Annotated in this window: 13 protein-coding genes; 5 read left to right on the forward strand and 8 right to left on the reverse strand. The window is 69.4% G+C overall.

The genetic code is table 11. From position 1 onward, the window contains the following. Positions 1 to 59: 59 nt before the first annotated feature. Complete coding sequence (locus E6O51_RS17655; RefSeq protein WP_230976835.1) at positions 60 to 1,328, reverse strand: DUF4160 domain-containing protein; 1,269 nt, start codon at positions 1,326 to 1,328, stop codon at positions 60 to 62. Positions 1,329 to 1,578: 250 nt separating this feature from the next. On the opposite strand from E6O51_RS17655, the gene E6O51_RS17660 reads away from it, so the two are divergent. Together E6O51_RS17660 and E6O51_RS17665 are read left to right on the forward strand one after the other, a co-directional pair. Further along, positions 1,579 to 1,818 (forward strand): type II toxin-antitoxin system prevent-host-death family antitoxin, encoded by a 240-nt coding sequence (locus E6O51_RS17660; protein ID WP_136386333.1) that lies wholly within the window; start codon positions 1,579 to 1,581, stop codon positions 1,816 to 1,818. Then, positions 1,818 to 2,195, forward strand: a complete 378-nt coding sequence (locus E6O51_RS17665; RefSeq protein WP_136386334.1) for a type II toxin-antitoxin system VapC family toxin — start codon at positions 1,818 to 1,820, stop codon at positions 2,193 to 2,195. The genes E6O51_RS17660 and E6O51_RS17665 overlap by 1 nt, the downstream gene beginning before the upstream one ends. A gap of 43 nt (positions 2,196 to 2,238) precedes the next feature. On the opposite strand, the gene E6O51_RS17670 is transcribed toward E6O51_RS17665, so the two are convergent. After that, positions 2,239 to 4,482 carry a BUD32 family EKC/KEOPS complex subunit gene (locus E6O51_RS17670; RefSeq protein ID WP_136386335.1) on the reverse strand — a complete coding sequence of 748 codons (2,244 nt, stop codon included), beginning with the start codon at positions 4,480 to 4,482 and terminating at the stop codon, positions 2,239 to 2,241. 111 nt (positions 4,483 to 4,593) lie between these two features. On the opposite strand from E6O51_RS17670, the gene msbA reads away from it, so the two are divergent. Genes msbA through E6O51_RS17685 form a run of 3 tightly spaced genes read left to right on the forward strand, consistent with a single transcriptional unit; the run spans position 4,594 to position 8,059 of the window. Then, on the forward strand, positions 4,594 to 6,447 hold the full coding sequence (gene msbA / locus E6O51_RS17675; protein ID WP_136386336.1) for a lipid A export permease/ATP-binding protein MsbA: 1,854 nt from the start codon (positions 4,594 to 4,596) through the stop codon (positions 6,445 to 6,447). Further along, positions 6,444 to 7,400: a hypothetical protein gene (locus E6O51_RS17680; RefSeq protein WP_136386337.1), complete on the forward strand. Its 957-nt coding sequence runs from the start codon at positions 6,444 to 6,446 to the stop codon at positions 7,398 to 7,400. The genes msbA and E6O51_RS17680 overlap by 4 nt, the downstream gene beginning before the upstream one ends. Then, entirely contained in the window at positions 7,397 to 8,059 is a 663-nt protein-coding gene (locus E6O51_RS17685) for a glycosyltransferase family protein (RefSeq protein WP_136386338.1), read from the forward strand. The genes E6O51_RS17680 and E6O51_RS17685 overlap by 4 nt, the downstream gene beginning before the upstream one ends. Before the next feature lie 47 nt (positions 8,060 to 8,106). Here the strand turns inward: E6O51_RS17685 and E6O51_RS17690 are convergent, their stop codons facing one another. The 6 genes from E6O51_RS17690 to waaF are packed head-to-tail and all read right to left on the reverse strand — an operon-like array spanning position 8,107 to position 14,465. Continuing rightward, entirely contained in the window at positions 8,107 to 9,576 is a 1,470-nt protein-coding gene (locus tag E6O51_RS17690; protein WP_136386339.1) for a lipopolysaccharide kinase InaA family protein, read from the reverse strand. Next, on the reverse strand, positions 9,573 to 10,394 hold the full coding sequence (rfaP, locus tag E6O51_RS17695; RefSeq protein ID WP_230976836.1) for a lipopolysaccharide core heptose(I) kinase RfaP: 822 nt from the start codon (positions 10,392 to 10,394) through the stop codon (positions 9,573 to 9,575). Before rfaP ends, E6O51_RS17690 begins: the two co-directional genes overlap by 4 nt. Positions 10,395 to 10,402: 8 nt before the next feature. Continuing rightward, positions 10,403 to 11,524: a glycosyltransferase family 4 protein gene (locus E6O51_RS17700; RefSeq protein ID WP_136386341.1), complete on the reverse strand. Its 1,122-nt coding sequence runs from the start codon at positions 11,522 to 11,524 to the stop codon at positions 10,403 to 10,405. 37 nt (positions 11,525 to 11,561) lie between these two features. Beyond that, on the reverse strand, positions 11,562 to 12,329 hold the full coding sequence (locus E6O51_RS17705; protein ID WP_136386342.1) for a lipopolysaccharide kinase InaA family protein: 768 nt from the start codon (positions 12,327 to 12,329) through the stop codon (positions 11,562 to 11,564). Beyond that, positions 12,326 to 13,420, reverse strand: coding sequence for a lipopolysaccharide heptosyltransferase I (waaC, locus tag E6O51_RS17710; protein WP_136386343.1), 1,095 nt, complete (start codon positions 13,418 to 13,420; stop codon positions 12,326 to 12,328). The genes E6O51_RS17705 and waaC overlap by 4 nt, the downstream gene beginning before the upstream one ends. Position 13,421: 1 nt before the next feature. Further along, the gene (gene waaF, locus E6O51_RS17715) at positions 13,422 to 14,465 is read right to left on the reverse strand and encodes a lipopolysaccharide heptosyltransferase II (RefSeq protein ID WP_408003422.1); all 1,044 of its coding nucleotides are present in this window, start codon (positions 14,463 to 14,465) and stop codon (positions 13,422 to 13,424) included. Between the last annotated feature and the right edge of the window lie 22 nt (positions 14,466 to 14,487).

Below are 14,487 nucleotides of genomic sequence, written 5' to 3' on the forward strand. Positions count from 1 at the left end.
TTGTCCTGAGCGAAGCCGAAGGGCTCAGCCCGAACGGTTGACGGTTGTGCAGAGTTTCCCTACCGCAGCGGCTCCATCCTGAAGAATTCCCCTTCCGGTCCGCCCGCGTGCCAGTTGGCCAGCAGTTCCTCACGGTGGATCTCCACCCACGCCCTCACCAGCACCAGCTTGTGCTCGGGCAGGAAGCCGGAGATTACCGTGTTCGACGCCACGTCAACCCCCGCTTCCGCGCCTTGCCACTGGGCCATGACGAAGGGCGGGCGCCCCCGCCATGCCCGGCCCGTCACGAATGCCACGACGACACCGTAGAACGCCGCGATCATCTTCAACTCGCTGCGTTTCAGGCGCGGCATGTACGGCCTGACGTAGAGGTGGGAGAGGTCGAGGCCGGCGATCTCATAGCGCTCGATGGCTTCGAACAGGGGCGGCAAGGGATACAGCTCGTTGCCGTACCTGCGGCCGGCCGACGGCGTGGTGTGCCCGGTGAGGGCGTCGCCGACCGCTTCCTCGATGCCTACGGCCCGGCACGCATCCTTGAAGGTGTGACGGAAGGAATGGAACACCTTGCGCGTATCGGTGATTCCGACCTTGTTGCGCAGCCAGGCGGAGAAGAAGGTACTGAAATACCCGCCCAACCGGCCCCGCACGTTGCGCTTGAGGTCCGGGAACAGCATGACCGCACCGTCCATCTTCTCCACGTAGTCCATGAAGCCGATGGCGAGGAGGATCGGGTGTATCGGGATGCGGCGCTTCGAGGAGACGTTCTTCAACTGCGCGTGGACCGCTTCATCGCTGATGTGGAGGTAGTGGCCCAGCCCATTGGCCGTGTGCACGTCGCGTACCAGCAGTTGGGCCAGTTCTTCGAGGCGCGCGCCCGTGAACAGCGCCAGCAACGGCAGCCAGAACGCCGCCTCCCGCCCGCCGCCCCGTGGCCGTTTGCCGGCGGTGTAGGTATCCGACCGGAACACCCGGTTCAACTCATCGGCGGTGAATGCCAGGCGCGTCTTCGCCGCCCCCTGCACGGGCGTACGCACCTGCTCGGCCGGGTTGGTGGAGATCAGTTCGTAATCGACGGCGGTGCGAAAGATCGTCCTGAGAATGCCGACCTTGTGGTTTGCCGTCGTGGCGCTTTGTCCCCGTACCAGCAGGGAATCCCGGTATGCCAGCACGTCGCGGCGTTGTACGTCGGCCAGGGGTTTGTCGGCGACGAAGGCCGCGAATGCGCCCAGCACCTTGCGGTATTCGTCCAGGGTAGTCGTCCGCCGTTTCGTGGATGACAACTGCCAAAGGTCGAACAGCGCGGAATAGGGGTCAAGGTCGGTGACCACGACTGCAGCCGCGCACGAGGCGGCCGTTTGCTGATTCTTTGATGACATGGCGAGGAGGTGGCACAAGGGTGTGTGCCGAGCATAGCGAAGCACGATGCACGGTGCTCGCCACGACATCCAGGGGGGCGGTGCTTGGACGCCAGGCCGGCGGCCGAAGGTGTTGCGAACCGAACGTGCCTGAATCACGGGATACGGCTGGCACCCATTCTCGTCGAAGTTATACTTTGTTGTGTAACTTGAAGGAGGTGCCATGGAAGCGACGACCAAGGACTTGCGCTTGCATACGGCCGAGGTGCTGGCGGCAGCGGACCGAGGGGAGCGGGTGGTCATCACCTATCGGGGGCGTTCGCGCGCCGTCCTGACCCGTTGGGAAGGCCCCGAGCGGGCCGCAAGCGACGCACGCAACCCCGCTTTCGGTTTGTGGCGCGACAGCGGCGAGACGGTCGATGAGCAAATCCGGCGCCTGCGTCAGGGCAGGGAATTGCCGTGATGCTGGTGGACACCGATGTGCTGATCTGGAATCTGCGCGGCAATGCCAGGGCGGCAGACTTGCTGGATGCGGCGCCGGGGTTCTCGATTTCCGCGGTGACGTACATGGAACTGGTGCAGGGCATGCGCGACAAGCGTGAACTCAGGACGATCAGGCAAGCGCTGTCGTTCTGGTCGGCGCGCATCGTGCAGATCGATACGGCGGTGTCGGCGCGCGCGTGCTTTCTGGTGGAACAGCACGCACAGTCCCACGCGATGCGCCTGGCCGATGCCTTGATCGCGGCGACCGCACTCGAACTGGGGATAGTTCTGCTTACGGCCAACGACAAGCATTACAAGGCGGTGGATGGGCTGGAGCTGAAAGTGTTCCGGCCGTAGTCGGCTTGGTGCAAGGCCGTGGAACCACAGGAAAACGACCAGATCAGCGCTTGAGTTTGCGGTAGAGCGCGGTCTTGCGCAGTCTGCGCTTGAGGGCGGCCTTGAGGTCGTAAAGAGCGAAGCTGGCGCGCTGCAGGGGGGTGAAGCGGCGGCCGAGGCCCTGGAGGTAGAGCGCCATGAAGGCTTCGCGGCCTTCGGGGTGGAGCTTGTGGCAGGCGCGGGCGAGGTCGGACAGGCGCTGGCGCAGGGGCACACCCTGCGGGTAGAGGCGGATGCGGGCGGTGTCGATGAGGGCGAAGTCCGGTTCGCCGGGTGCGGCGGCGCTGACCAGGATGTTGCCGCCGGAGAGGTCGCGGAAGAAGATGCCGCGCCCGTGCATGCGCAGCAGGAAGTCGGCGAGGCGGGCGTAGACCGTCTGCGCAGGGAAACCGGCGGGCTCTTCGCCGCGGGTATAGGCGGAGAACAGTTTGCCGATGGAGGTGTCCCCCGGCACGTATTCACAGGTGTACCAGTTGAGGGTGAGGTCGCGCCCGCTGCGCTGTTCGAACCAGGCCACCGGCGCTGCCGAACCCAGCCCGCGGCGCAGCAGTTCGGAGGCGCCGTTCCAGCTCCGGCGTGCCTTGGAGGGCTTGAGGCGGTCGAGCAGTTTCTTGTGCAGGTGGTGCTTGACCGGCTGCTTGACGGCGAGCCGGGCCACCGGGTTGCGCGGGTCAGATACCGTCCAGATGGCGTTGCGGGCGCGGCGCAGGGTGTCGGCCTGCCTGGGTCCGCCGACGTGCTCCGGGTGCAGGGCGCGGATCAGTGCGTCGGCTTCCGGGCCGTCCGCCGCGCGCACCATGCCGTGCCAGTCCGCGTTGCGGCAGTAGTAATGCAGGCCGCTGCCGTGGGCATGCACGGTGAGGCCGGGCAGGGGCGCGGCAGCGGGGGAAACGGCCGGCGCCTGACCCGCCGGCCAGGCGAGATAGAGCGGCTTCTCGGTCACGGCGAGGGTGACGAGGCGGGTTTCGAGGGCCGCGGTGCCGCTGAGCTCGGCGCCGTCGCGGTCGAAGATGCGCACGGCGGCGAGTGCGGCGGCATCGTAGAGGTCGGGCAGCGCCGCGGCGCGGGCGTTGGTGGTCCACACCACGTGGATGGAGCGCGTGGCGTTGTCGAAGGCGTGTACTTCCAGGTCCTGCCCGCGGTTGAGGCGGCCGCGGTAGACGCTGCCGGGGATCAGTCGGTTGAAGGCTGCCAGGGCATGGAAGGCCGGGCGCGGGCGGTAGGCCGGGCCGGTGACGGCGGCGTAGTGGGTGATGCGTTCCAGTCTGGGATAGGGCTGTCTGCCGTCGTCGACCAGGCCTTCGCGATGACAGGCAAGCGGCCCCCAGCCGGCGTGTTCGAGGGCGCCGGAGGCGGCGCACAGGACGAAATAGCGGGTGAGGTAGTCGGCCTGTTTCTGTTCGCTGTCCGGCAGGCGGCGTTCGATGCGGGGCAGGGTCCAGAACGCGGCGGGCGAGGCCAGGCGCGGCACGCCGGCCTGGGCGCCGATGCGGGCGAGCAGGCGGGCCTTCTTGACCAGGTTGAAGCGGATCAGCGGGGCGAGGCGGTGGCCGAGGATTTTGTGGTCCCAGCGTTCGGGGCGGATGGCGCGCTCGGCGAACAGGTTGTCGGTGTGGATGTCCGGCAACTGGCCACGGTCGCGCAGCAGTGAGAGCAGGCCCACGTTGTAGACCGGTTCGAAGTCGGTGATGCTGGGGCCGGCCAGCACCAGGCCGCGGCGGCGCACTTCGTCGTGGGCGACGCCCCAGGCCGCGAGCAGACCGTCCAGGCTGTAGCCCGCCCAGCGGCGGCGGTTGACCGTGGAGGTGACTTCGATGAGGTCGGCAAGCGCGCCGAAGCGGTCCAGCGTGTCGGCGACGAAGCTGCGCCAGCGTTCCTCCACGCCCGCGTCCGGCATGCGGCGGGCTTCGTCGAAGGGCTGCAGCAGGTGCAGCGTGATGCGGTAGCCGGCGGCGGCGAGCTTGGGGAAAAGGCGCCCGGCGGGACCGTCGGCGTCGCCGTAGGTGAGGTCGATGCGCACCCGGCGCACGCCCAGGCGGGCGAGGTGTTCGAGCTGCAGGTCGTCGTGGGCCGGATCGGTCGCCGCGGCCACGCCGACGCCAGTGAAGTCGTCCGGCACGCGGTGACCGGCGGGCGGCAGGTGGCCGCCCCGGTACAGGAACCCGCCGCGCAGCAGCGCGCGCAGCACGGCGAGGCCGAAACGCGTGCCGGTGCGCAGAGGGTTGGGGGTGAGGGTGCTTGCTTGCATGGGGCCGCCGGAGAAGGACTGCGGATTGTAAGTCAGGCTTCCGCCGGGCGCATGGGCCGTATGGCGGCCGTGGTACCATCGCGGCCCTGTCCGTGCCGGATGTTTCCTACGATGCAAGCTGCCGCTCCGGCGTCTTCCAGGCCGCACGAAAGTTCGTTCAGGGTCTACCTGCGGCTGCTGTCCTACGTGCGGCCCTATGTGGGGCTGTTCGTGCTCAGCCTGGTGGGCTACATCGTCTTCGCGTCGGCGCAGCCGATGCTGGCGAGCGTGCTGAAGTACTTCGTGGACGGCCTGGCGGAGCCGTCCGGCGCCGGCCTGCACGGCATCCCGCTGCTCGAAGGCATGCAGATCATGCACGGCGTGCCCCTGCTGGTGGTGCTGATCGCAGCCTGGCAGGGCGTGGGCTCCTTCCTGGGCAACTACTGCTTGGCGCGCGTTTCCCTGAGCCTGGTGCACGACTTGCGCCGCGCCCTGTTCGACGGCCTGCTGAAGCTGCCCAACAGCTATTTCGACCACCACAGTTCGGGCCACCTGATCTCGCGCATCACCTACAACGTGACCATGGTCACCGGGGCCGCGACCGATGCGATCAAGACGGTGGTGCGCGAGGGCCTGTCGGTGATCTTCCTGTTCGGCTACCTGCTGTGGATGAACTGGAAGCTGACCCTGGTGATGATGGCCATCCTGCCGGTCATCGGCCTGATGGTGGGCAGCGTCAACCGCCGGTTCCGCCGGCAGAGCCGCAAGATCCAGGTGGCGATGGGCGATCTGACCCATGTGGCTTCGGAGATGATCCAGGGCTACCGCGTGGTGCGCAGTTTCGGCGGCGAGGAGTACGAGTCGGGTCGTTTCAGCGACGCCAGCGCGGGGAACACGCGCAAGCAGCTCAAGCAGGTGAGGACCTCGGCGCTGTTCACCCCCGCGCTGCAACTGGTCACCTATTCGGCCATGGCGGTGCTGCTGTTCCTGGTGCTGCTGCTGCGCGGCGAGGCGTCCGCCGGCGAACTGGTGGCCTACATCACCGCCGCCGGCCTGCTGCCCAAGCCCATCCGCCAGTTGTCGGAGGTGAGCGCGACGATCCAGAAAGGCCTGGCCGGCGCGGAGAGCATCTTCGAGCAACTGGACGAGGCTCCCGAAACCGACCGGGGCACGGTGGAGAAGGCCAGGATCAGCGGGCACATCGAGGTGCGTGGCCTGTACTTCGCCTATCCGGGCGCGGCGCACAACGTGCTCGACGGCATCTCCTTTTCCGCCGAACCCGGCCAGATGGTGGCGGTGGTGGGACGGTCGGGCAGCGGCAAGTCCACGCTCGCCAGCCTGATTCCGCGTTTCTACCATCACGAGCGGGGGCAGATCCTGCTCGACGGCGTGGACGTGGAGAACTACACCCTGCGCAACCTGCGCCGCCACATCGCCCTGGTCGGCCAGCAGGTCACGCTGTTCAACGACACCGTCGCCAACAACATCGCCTACGGCGACCTGGCCGGCGCACCGCGCGAGGCGATCGAACGGGCCGCGGAAGCGGCCTATGCGCGGGAGTTCATCGACCGCCTGCCGCAGGGCCTGGACACCCTGGTGGGCGAGAACGGCGTGATGCTTTCCGGCGGCCAGCGGCAGCGCCTGGCGATTGCGCGGGCCATCCTCAAGGATGCGCCCATCCTGATCCTCGACGAGGCGACCTCGGCGCTGGATACCGAGTCGGAGCGGCACATCCAGGCGGCGCTCGACAGCGTCATGAAGGGTCGGACCACGCTGGTGATCGCGCACCGGCTGTCGACGATAGAGCGCGCCGACATGATCCTGGTGATGGACGGCGGACGCATCGTCGAACAGGGCCGGCACGCCGAACTGCTGGCGGCCGGCGGGGCGTATGCGAACCTGCATGCCATGCAGTTTCACGAGGGGGAAGAGCGGCGGCTGGCTCGCGGAGGGGAACCCGGGGCGGGCGCTGGCGAGAAGACATGAGCAAGCTGCATACCATCATCCGGCGCCTGCGCCTGGGCACGGCCTATCGCCATCAGCTCACCTGCCATCCGGACTTCGGTCTGGAGCGCCATGAAGACGGGTGCTCCGTGTTGTGGCGCGGCAGGCGGGTGGGGCGGGTCGGTCTCGTGGGGCCGTTGAAGAACCGTTATGGCGATCACTGCTTCACCGTCGCCACCGGCCCTTCCCTGGGCGAAGTGGACCTCGGGCGTCTGGCGGGGCATGACTGCATCAGCCTGAACTGCGCCATCCGCAAGTTCGCCGAAGCCGGCATGCGGCCGCGCCATTGCGTGATCGTCGACCGCCGGATTTTCGAGAACCAGTGGGAGTGCGTCCGGGACTCCATCACCAGCGGCGCCAACTGCTTCTTCTCGGCGGTCGGCTTGTCGCGCATCTGCGAGCGCGAGCCGGAGTTGCTGGGCCATGACAACATCTTCCTCATCGAGGCCATCGGGCGCCGTTTCGGCTTTCCCGGCGTCGACAAGGAGCGCTTCCATGCGGCCTACCGCGACGACCCCGAAGTGGTGCTCGACCCGGAGCACGCGGCGCAGGCCAGGACGATAGGCTTCAGCCTGAACGCGGACAAGGGTTTCTTCCCCGGCAAGACGGTGGCGACCTGGGCGGTGCAGCTCGCCTGCTTTCTCGGGTACCGCAGCAACTACATCCTGGGCATGGACCTGGGCGGCACGGGCAAGGCGCATTTCTATGGCGACAACCGCATGCGCCCGCCCGATTTCCTGAAGGATTATGATCCGTATATCCGCGTCGCCTTCGAGCTGGCCCGCCGCGCCGCGGATGATCGAGGCTTCCGGATCTTCAACCTGTCCGCCCACAGCACCTTGCCCGCCGAGATCATTCCCAAGATAAGCCTGGAAGAGGCGCTGGCCGATGCGAGCGGCGCTGCCATTTTTTCGGAGAGAGTTGTCCAGCCATGAAGATCGTCATTCCCCTGCAAACCTGCTCGACGCGAATTCCGAGGAAGAACATCCGCCCCTTCTACAAGGACGACTCCCTGTTCGACATCAAGGCCAAGCAGATTCTCGCCTTCGAGGCGCCGGAAAACGTCTATGTGTCGTCCGAAAGCGAGGAAGTGTGCGCCCTGTGCGACAAGTACGGATTCCACTTCATGCCGCGCGACCCGGCGCTGACGGGCAACAAGGTCTTCCAGCCCGACCTGGTCAAGGCGCTGACCGACCCCATCCCGGGTGACGACGACATCATGTGGATACAGGTGACTTCGCCCCTGTTCAATCAATTCACCGAGGCCCTGGAAGTCTGGGAGAAGGTGCGCGACGAGTACGATTCCCTCGTGGCCGTGAAGCCCTTCAAGGGCCATCTGCTCGATGAAAAGGGCAACCCGGTGAATTACGCCTTCGGCTACTGGCACAAGGTCTCGCAGGAGCTGCCGAAGCTCCATTCGGTGCTGTGGAGCCTGTTCATCCTCAAGCGCGCCACCGTCAACCGCTTCCACTACCACATCGGCGTCAAGCCCTACCTCTTCGAGACGCACGGCATGGTGGTGGACATCGACTATCACGACGATTTCGAGCTGGCCAGCCTGATCTACGAGAAGATCCACAGCGTGGTGGAATAGGCCGGGCCGGCGACGGCGCGCGATGCGCGCCCGGCCCGCGTCGCGCTTCAGCCGGGCAGGTGGGCGTCCAGCCAGCGATGGAGGGCGCTGCCCTCGGGCCAGTTGCGCAGCAGGCGCTCGCGGTCGCGCCGCCAGGCGCGGGCGTGGGTGGCCTGGCTGCGGTGCTGCCGCATGGCGTCCAGGTCGATGAACTGCACCGTCCGGCCGTCCCACAGCAGGTTGGTGGCCTTCAGGTCGCCGTGGCTGATGCGCTCCCGGTGCAGGGTGGCGAAGATGGCGACGAGAGCGGCGGCGACGTCGGGCGGCGGTTCGCGGTCGGCGTCGAGCAGGGTCAGGAGATCGGTGCCCGCGCAGTATTCGTTCACCAGCCACGCGCGGCCCCGCAGCGGGCCGCGGCGTTCCTCTACCAGCGCCAGCGGTGCCGGCGTCGGAATGCCGAACAGGCGCAGCCGATGACCCTCGCGCCACGAGTGCCAGCCACGGCTGGGGCGCCACAGGCGCGAGAGGGCGTGGCGGGCATTCTTGATGTTGTAGCGCTTGACGACCAGCGGCCGGCCATCCGCTTCGACCCGGGCGACGGTGCAGGTGTTGCCGCGCTTGAGCAGATGCCCGGCGTCGATGGCGCGGTCGGGACCGGCCAGCAGGGGCGCGAGCGCGTCGGCCTCGCCGCGCACGACGGCGCTGTAGCGATCCGGGGTGCGTTCCACCTTGAAGAGCGTGCAGTCACGCCCGGTCTTGCCGAGGTAGTCCTGCAGGCGCCAGGCGCGCGCTTTCGTGAGCGCCCGCTGCAATGCCCCATTGCCGGGCGGACGTGGATTGGTCAGGCGGTAGGCCGCCAGCAGCGCGTCCAGGTGGCCGTCCCAGGTACGCGGCAGTTGCGCGAGCAACAGCGCCAGGTCGCGGGCGGCGGTGCCTTCGGCGAGCGGGCCGGGGCCGTGGCGGCGCACCGCGTCGCCGTCGATCAGCAGCAGGCGGCCGTCGTGGCGCAGGAAGTTGCCGAAGTGGAGATCGTCGTGGGAAAGGCCCGCCACGTGCGCCTGGCCGAGCAGGGCGAAGGCCGGGGCGAGGAGGGCGGTGGCGGCGGCGAACTGCCCGTCGCCCGGCATCGCCCCGGCGAGGGGGTGCCAGCCGTCGAGCAGGGTGTCGGCGCCGTCGAGGAAGTCGGTGAGGAGCGCATGGCCGCCGCCGGCGAGTGGCCCGGCCGCGACCAGCGCCGGGGTCGGCACGCCGGCGGCGGCGAGCGCGGCGATGCCGTCCCGTTCCCGTTGCCAGTTGCGTTCGCTGTGCCCGTCGATGAAGAGTTTGACCAGGCGGCGCGCGCCGTCCGCGTCCACCGCTTCGCCCACCACCCGCTTGCCGGGCAGCACGCGCAGCAGGCGGTGCACGGTCAGCTCGGTCTCTCTTCCATCCGCCAGGCGCACGCGAAAGGGTGCGGCGGGATGGCGGCCGGCGGCGCGCAGGGCGGCGGCATCCGTCAGTGGCGGGGCGGGCGGAACGGCGGCGGGGCGGTCCGTCATTTCTGCAGGGCCGGACGGTTGGCGAACTTGCGTTCGTAGCGCCGCTTGAGGCGCGCGGCCTCCCGTGCCAGGTGGCGCAGCAGGGCGGCTTCGCGCTGCAGTGTGGCGCGCAGCGGGCCGGGGAAGTAGCGGCGCAGGAAGCGCAGCTTGTCGCGGGTGGTGAGGCCGATGTCCAGCGCCGAGAAGTACAGCGCGGCCAGATCCTTGTCGCGCCAGCGCCGCGGCGTGGCGGGCCTTACTTGCGCGCGGTGCAGGTCGATCAGCGCGAGCTGCGGGGTGTCGCCCGGCGCATCCGTGCGCAGCAGGAAGTGGCAGAGGTAGAAATCCCGGTGGTTCATGCCGCCTTCGTGCATGCGGCGCGCGATGTCGGCCACTGCGGCGATCAGCGCGCGCTTGTGGGCGGGCGTCGGCGGGGTGTCGCGCCAGCGGCGGGTGTGCACGTCCAGATCCTCGGCCGGCTCGATGGCCTCGGTGACGAGGAAGGACTCGCGCCGCGCCGGGCCGCGGCCGCGCTCGCCGTAGGCGACAGCGGTCATGGTGGGCACGCCCAGGGCGTGGCAGGTCTGGATCGCCCGCCATTCGTTGCCGGCGCCGAGCACGGGGTGGCGCAGGTGGAGCAGTTCCTCGGCGATGCGGCCCCAGCCGATGCCGGTCTGGCGCTTGAGGTAGTAGCCGCGGCCATCGATTTCGAAGCGCAGCGTGCGGCGGCCTTCCAGGTCGCGCACCACTGTGCCGTCGGCGGCGTCGCGGGCGAGCTCGGCGGCGGCGGCGAAGGCGTCGCGGTCGGCCCACAGGCCGGACAGGGGCGGGGTCAGCACCAGCCCGTTCATCCGCGTCGGCCCAGGATGATGTCCGCCGCTCGTTCGGGCTGGGAATAGAGATCGGTCCGCTCGGCGAAGGCCAGCGCGTTGCGCTGCAAGCGTGCACGCGTCTTCGGGTCTCCGAGCACTTTGGCCAGTGCTTCGTCCAGCGCCGTCTGGGTGAAGGGTTCGGGAATGACCACGCCGGCGTCGGCGTCGTTGATGTAGTGCGCATAGCCGCAGGCGGCAGTGGTCAGCACCGGCAGCCCCGCGACGACGGCTTCGAGCAGGACCATGCCCGCCGCTTCGGCGTAGGCGGGATGGATCAGCAGGTCGGCGCCGAGCAGGAAGCGCGGGATGTCGTCGCGTCCCTTGAGGAACTGCACCCGTTCGCCCAGGCCCAGGGCAGCGGCCTGCAGGCGGAAGGGTTTCGGGTCGTCCTGGCCGATGACGATCAGCCGGGTACGGCGGGCGAGCGCCTCCGGCAGCGCGGCCAGCGCGCGCAGGCTGCGGTCCACGCCCTTGGTCCTGAAGCCGGAACCGATCTGCACCAGCAGCAGGTCGTCGGCGCCCAGGCCGAATTCGCTGCGGAAGGCGGCGCGGATTTCGGCGGCGTCGGGCGGCGCGCGGCGGTCGGAGGCGATGCCGGGCGGCAGGAGGTGGAAGCGCCGGGCCGGCGTGCCGTAGTGGCGGGCGAAGAGCGGCTGCTGCATGGCCGAGATGGTCAGGATCTCGGTCTTGCTCTCGGGCGCGAACACGGCGTGCTCGTAGGCCGCGAAGTGGCGGTAGCGCCGGGTGAGGCGGTAGAGCGGGTTGCGCAGGGAGCGCGCCTTCTCCGCGAAGCAGGGGTCGGCGGCGAAATAGACGTCCAGCCCGGGCATCTTGTTGAAGCCGACGATGCGGTCGACGGGGCGGCGGGCGAGGTCGGCCTGTACCCAGGCGGTGAACTTGCGATAGCACCCGGGGTTGGTGAGCGCGCGGACCGGCACCCGCACCAGGTCGAAGCCCGGCGGCACTTCCCCCTGCCATTCCAGCGCATACACGCGGATGGTGTGGCCCCGGGCCTGGCAGGTCAGGGCGATGCGCCGGAAGTCGCGCTGCATGCCGCCGTAGGGGAAGTACTTGTACAGGCAGAACGCGAGCTGCATCAGGCGTGGGTCTCGTGGATCGGGCGATTCGTGGGGGTCATGCCTTGCCCTGCTTGCGCCGCCGCCGGTGCTCGGCGGCGTGCATGACGTGGCGGATGGCTTTCTTGCCCGTCTCGTCCAGGCGCGTTTTCCCGGCGTAATCGAGATAGAAGCGCAGGCGCTGGGTACGGCTCAGGTAGATGCGGGCGGTGTTGTCGAGGGCGGCGAGGTCCTTGGCAACGCGGTAGTTTAGCAGCGGACCGTGCCAGAACCGGCCGGTCGGGCAGTCGATGAGGAAGATCCGCCCGCTTTCCTCCTGGTAGAGCAGGTTGCGCCAGTGCAGGTCGTTGTGGGCGAAGCGGTGACCATGCAGGGTGCGGACGATCTGCGCCACGTCGGCGGAGAGCCGGGCGACGAAGGCGCGCTGGCGCAGGCGCGGGTCGCCGCTGCGTGCCATGCGCAGCAGGTCCACGGTGCCGGGGATTTCCTCGGTGACCATGGCGCCGCGGCGAAAGATCAGGCCCAGCGTGCGCTCCAGCCCCCAGGCCACCACGCGCGCGGTGGGGATGCCCCACTGCGCGAAGCGCTGCAGGTTGCGCCATTCCGCGGCGATGCGGGGCATGCCGAGAAAGCGCCGCAGGTACTTCCCCGCGGTGCCGTAGCGCTTGACGAAGTAGTTGCGGCCGTCCGCGCGGACCAGGACCACGTCGCTGATCTGGTCCTGGGTGACCCGTTGCCCCGTGAGGGAAAACGCCGCTTCCAGCGAGCGGAAGGATTCCCGCGCCGCGGGTCCGAGGACGGCGCCATCGAGGTGCCAGCCGCTCATGCTTGCAGGGCCGGGCGGTCGGCGAACGCCTCGTGGAGCAGGGGTTGCAGGCGCTCCCAGACGCGCTCGGGGGCGACGCGGGTGAAGCAGGGCGGCCAATCGTGTTCGGCGTCGAAGTGCTGGAGGTCGGCTTCCGTGGGGCGGTAGGTGCAGGTCTTGCCCAGGCAGGGGGCGCAGGGGAAGTCGCTCGCCAGGTGGATCTGGCCCGGCCCCCAGGCGCCGGTGAAGCCGGGGTTGGTGGGGCCGAAGAGGGAGATGGTGGGCACGTCCAGCGCCGCGGCGAGGTGGCCGAGGCCCGTGTCCACGGCGACGCAGGCGCGGGCACCGGCCAGTTGGGCGGCGATTCCGGCGAGCTTGAGCCGGGGCAGCACGGTGACGTCCGTAAGGCCTTCGGCCAGGCGTTGGGCGCGGGCGAGTTCGTCCTCGTTGCCCCACGGCAGGCGCACCGGCCAGCCGGCGGCGGTGGCGGTTTCCAGCAGGCGGCGCCAGCAGGCTTCCGGCCAGTGCTTGGTGGCCCAGGTGGTGCCGTGCAGGAAGACGAGGTAGGGGCGGCCGTCGGTCGCGGCGGATGGGGCATCGGCCAGCACGCGGGCCCGGTCCAGGCCGTAGCTGCCGGCGTCGGTGGGGACGGGATAGCCGAGGGCGTGGGCGAAGAGGGCACGGGTGCGTGCCACCGCGTGCTGGCCGCGGGCGACGTGGTGGCGGTGGGTGTAGAACCAGGTGGCGAGCCGTTCGCGGGCGGAGGCGCGGTCCAGGCCATGGACGGGGGCGCCCGCGTAGCGGGTCAGCAGGGCGCTCTTCAGCAGGCTCTGGGCGTCGATGGTGAGGTCGTGGCGGTTGGCGAGGAGCTCCCGGGTGAAGCGCCGCCATTCGCCGCTGGTCCAGGCCCGCAGCGGCGCCTTGCGCCAGCGCCGGATGGCCACCGGGATGACCCGGTCCACCGCCGGGTGCCAGGCGGGAATCTCGGCGAAGGCCTCTTCCACCACCCAGTCGAAGCGGATGCCGGGGATGGCGCGCGCGGCATCGGTGAGCGCCGGCAGGGTGTGGATGATGTCGCCCAGGGAGGACGTCTTGACGAGGAGTACCCGCATCTCAGCGTGGCCACACGATCATCGGTTGGGGCAGCACATCCAGTTGCGCCAGCGCGGCCACGACGCTGTCCGGCGTGATCTCGTGCAGGCAGCGGGTGTGGCCCAGGGGACAGGTGCGCTCGAAGCAGGGCGAGCATTCCAGGCGTAGGTAGCGGATCGCCACGCGCTCGGCGAGCGGCGGGGTGTGGTCGGGCGTGGAGGAGCCGTAGATGGCCACCAGCGGCACGTCGAGGGCGGCCGCCACGTGCATCAGGCCGGAGTCGTTGGTGACCGCGGCCTGCGCCATGGCGAGGAGATCCACCGCGTCGCCGAGCTGGGTGCGGCCGCACAGGTTGATGACCGACTCTTCCATGTCGGCGGCGATGACCTCGCCGAATTCGCTGTCCTTGGCCGAACCCAGCACCCAGACCTGGAAGCCGCGCTGCACGAGTTCCTCGGCCAGCGCGGCGAAGTGGGCCAGCGGCCACTGCTTGGCCGGGCCGTACTCGGCGCCGGGCATGAAGGCCACCGCGGGGCGCTCCGGGGAGAGGCCGAATTCCGTCCGCAGGCGGGCCTGGTTGGCCTGGTCCGGGACCAGCCGCGGACGCGGGAAGGGCTCCGGCAGTGGCGCGCCGGCCACCCGGCCGAGGGCGACGAAGCGCTGCACGGTCATCGGCAGCGCGGCCTTGTCCAGCGGGCGGACGTCGTTGAGCAGGCCGTAGCGCATCTCGCCGCGAAAGCCGGTGCGGCGCGGGATGCGGGCGAAGAAGGGGACCAGTGCGGACTTGAACGAGCCGGGCAGCACGATGGCCTGGTCGTAGCCGGCGCCGGCCAACTCCCGGCCCAGGGCGCGGCGCTTGCTCCAGCCGAATTCGCCGTGGCCCAGGGGCATGACGATGCCGCGGTGCACTTCCGGCATGCGCTCCAGGATGGGCAGCGACCAGCCCGGGGCGAGCACGTCGATCTCGCACGGCGCACCGGCCTTGAGGGTCTTGAACAGGCTCTGCGCCATGACCATGTCGCCGACCCAGGAGGGGCCGACGACCAGGATGCGGCGCGGGGAGATGTCGCTGCCTGTCCGGCAAACC

Source organism: Pseudothauera rhizosphaerae (assembly GCF_004801305.1).
GTDB lineage: Bacteria > Pseudomonadota > Gammaproteobacteria > Burkholderiales > Rhodocyclaceae > Pseudothauera > Pseudothauera rhizosphaerae.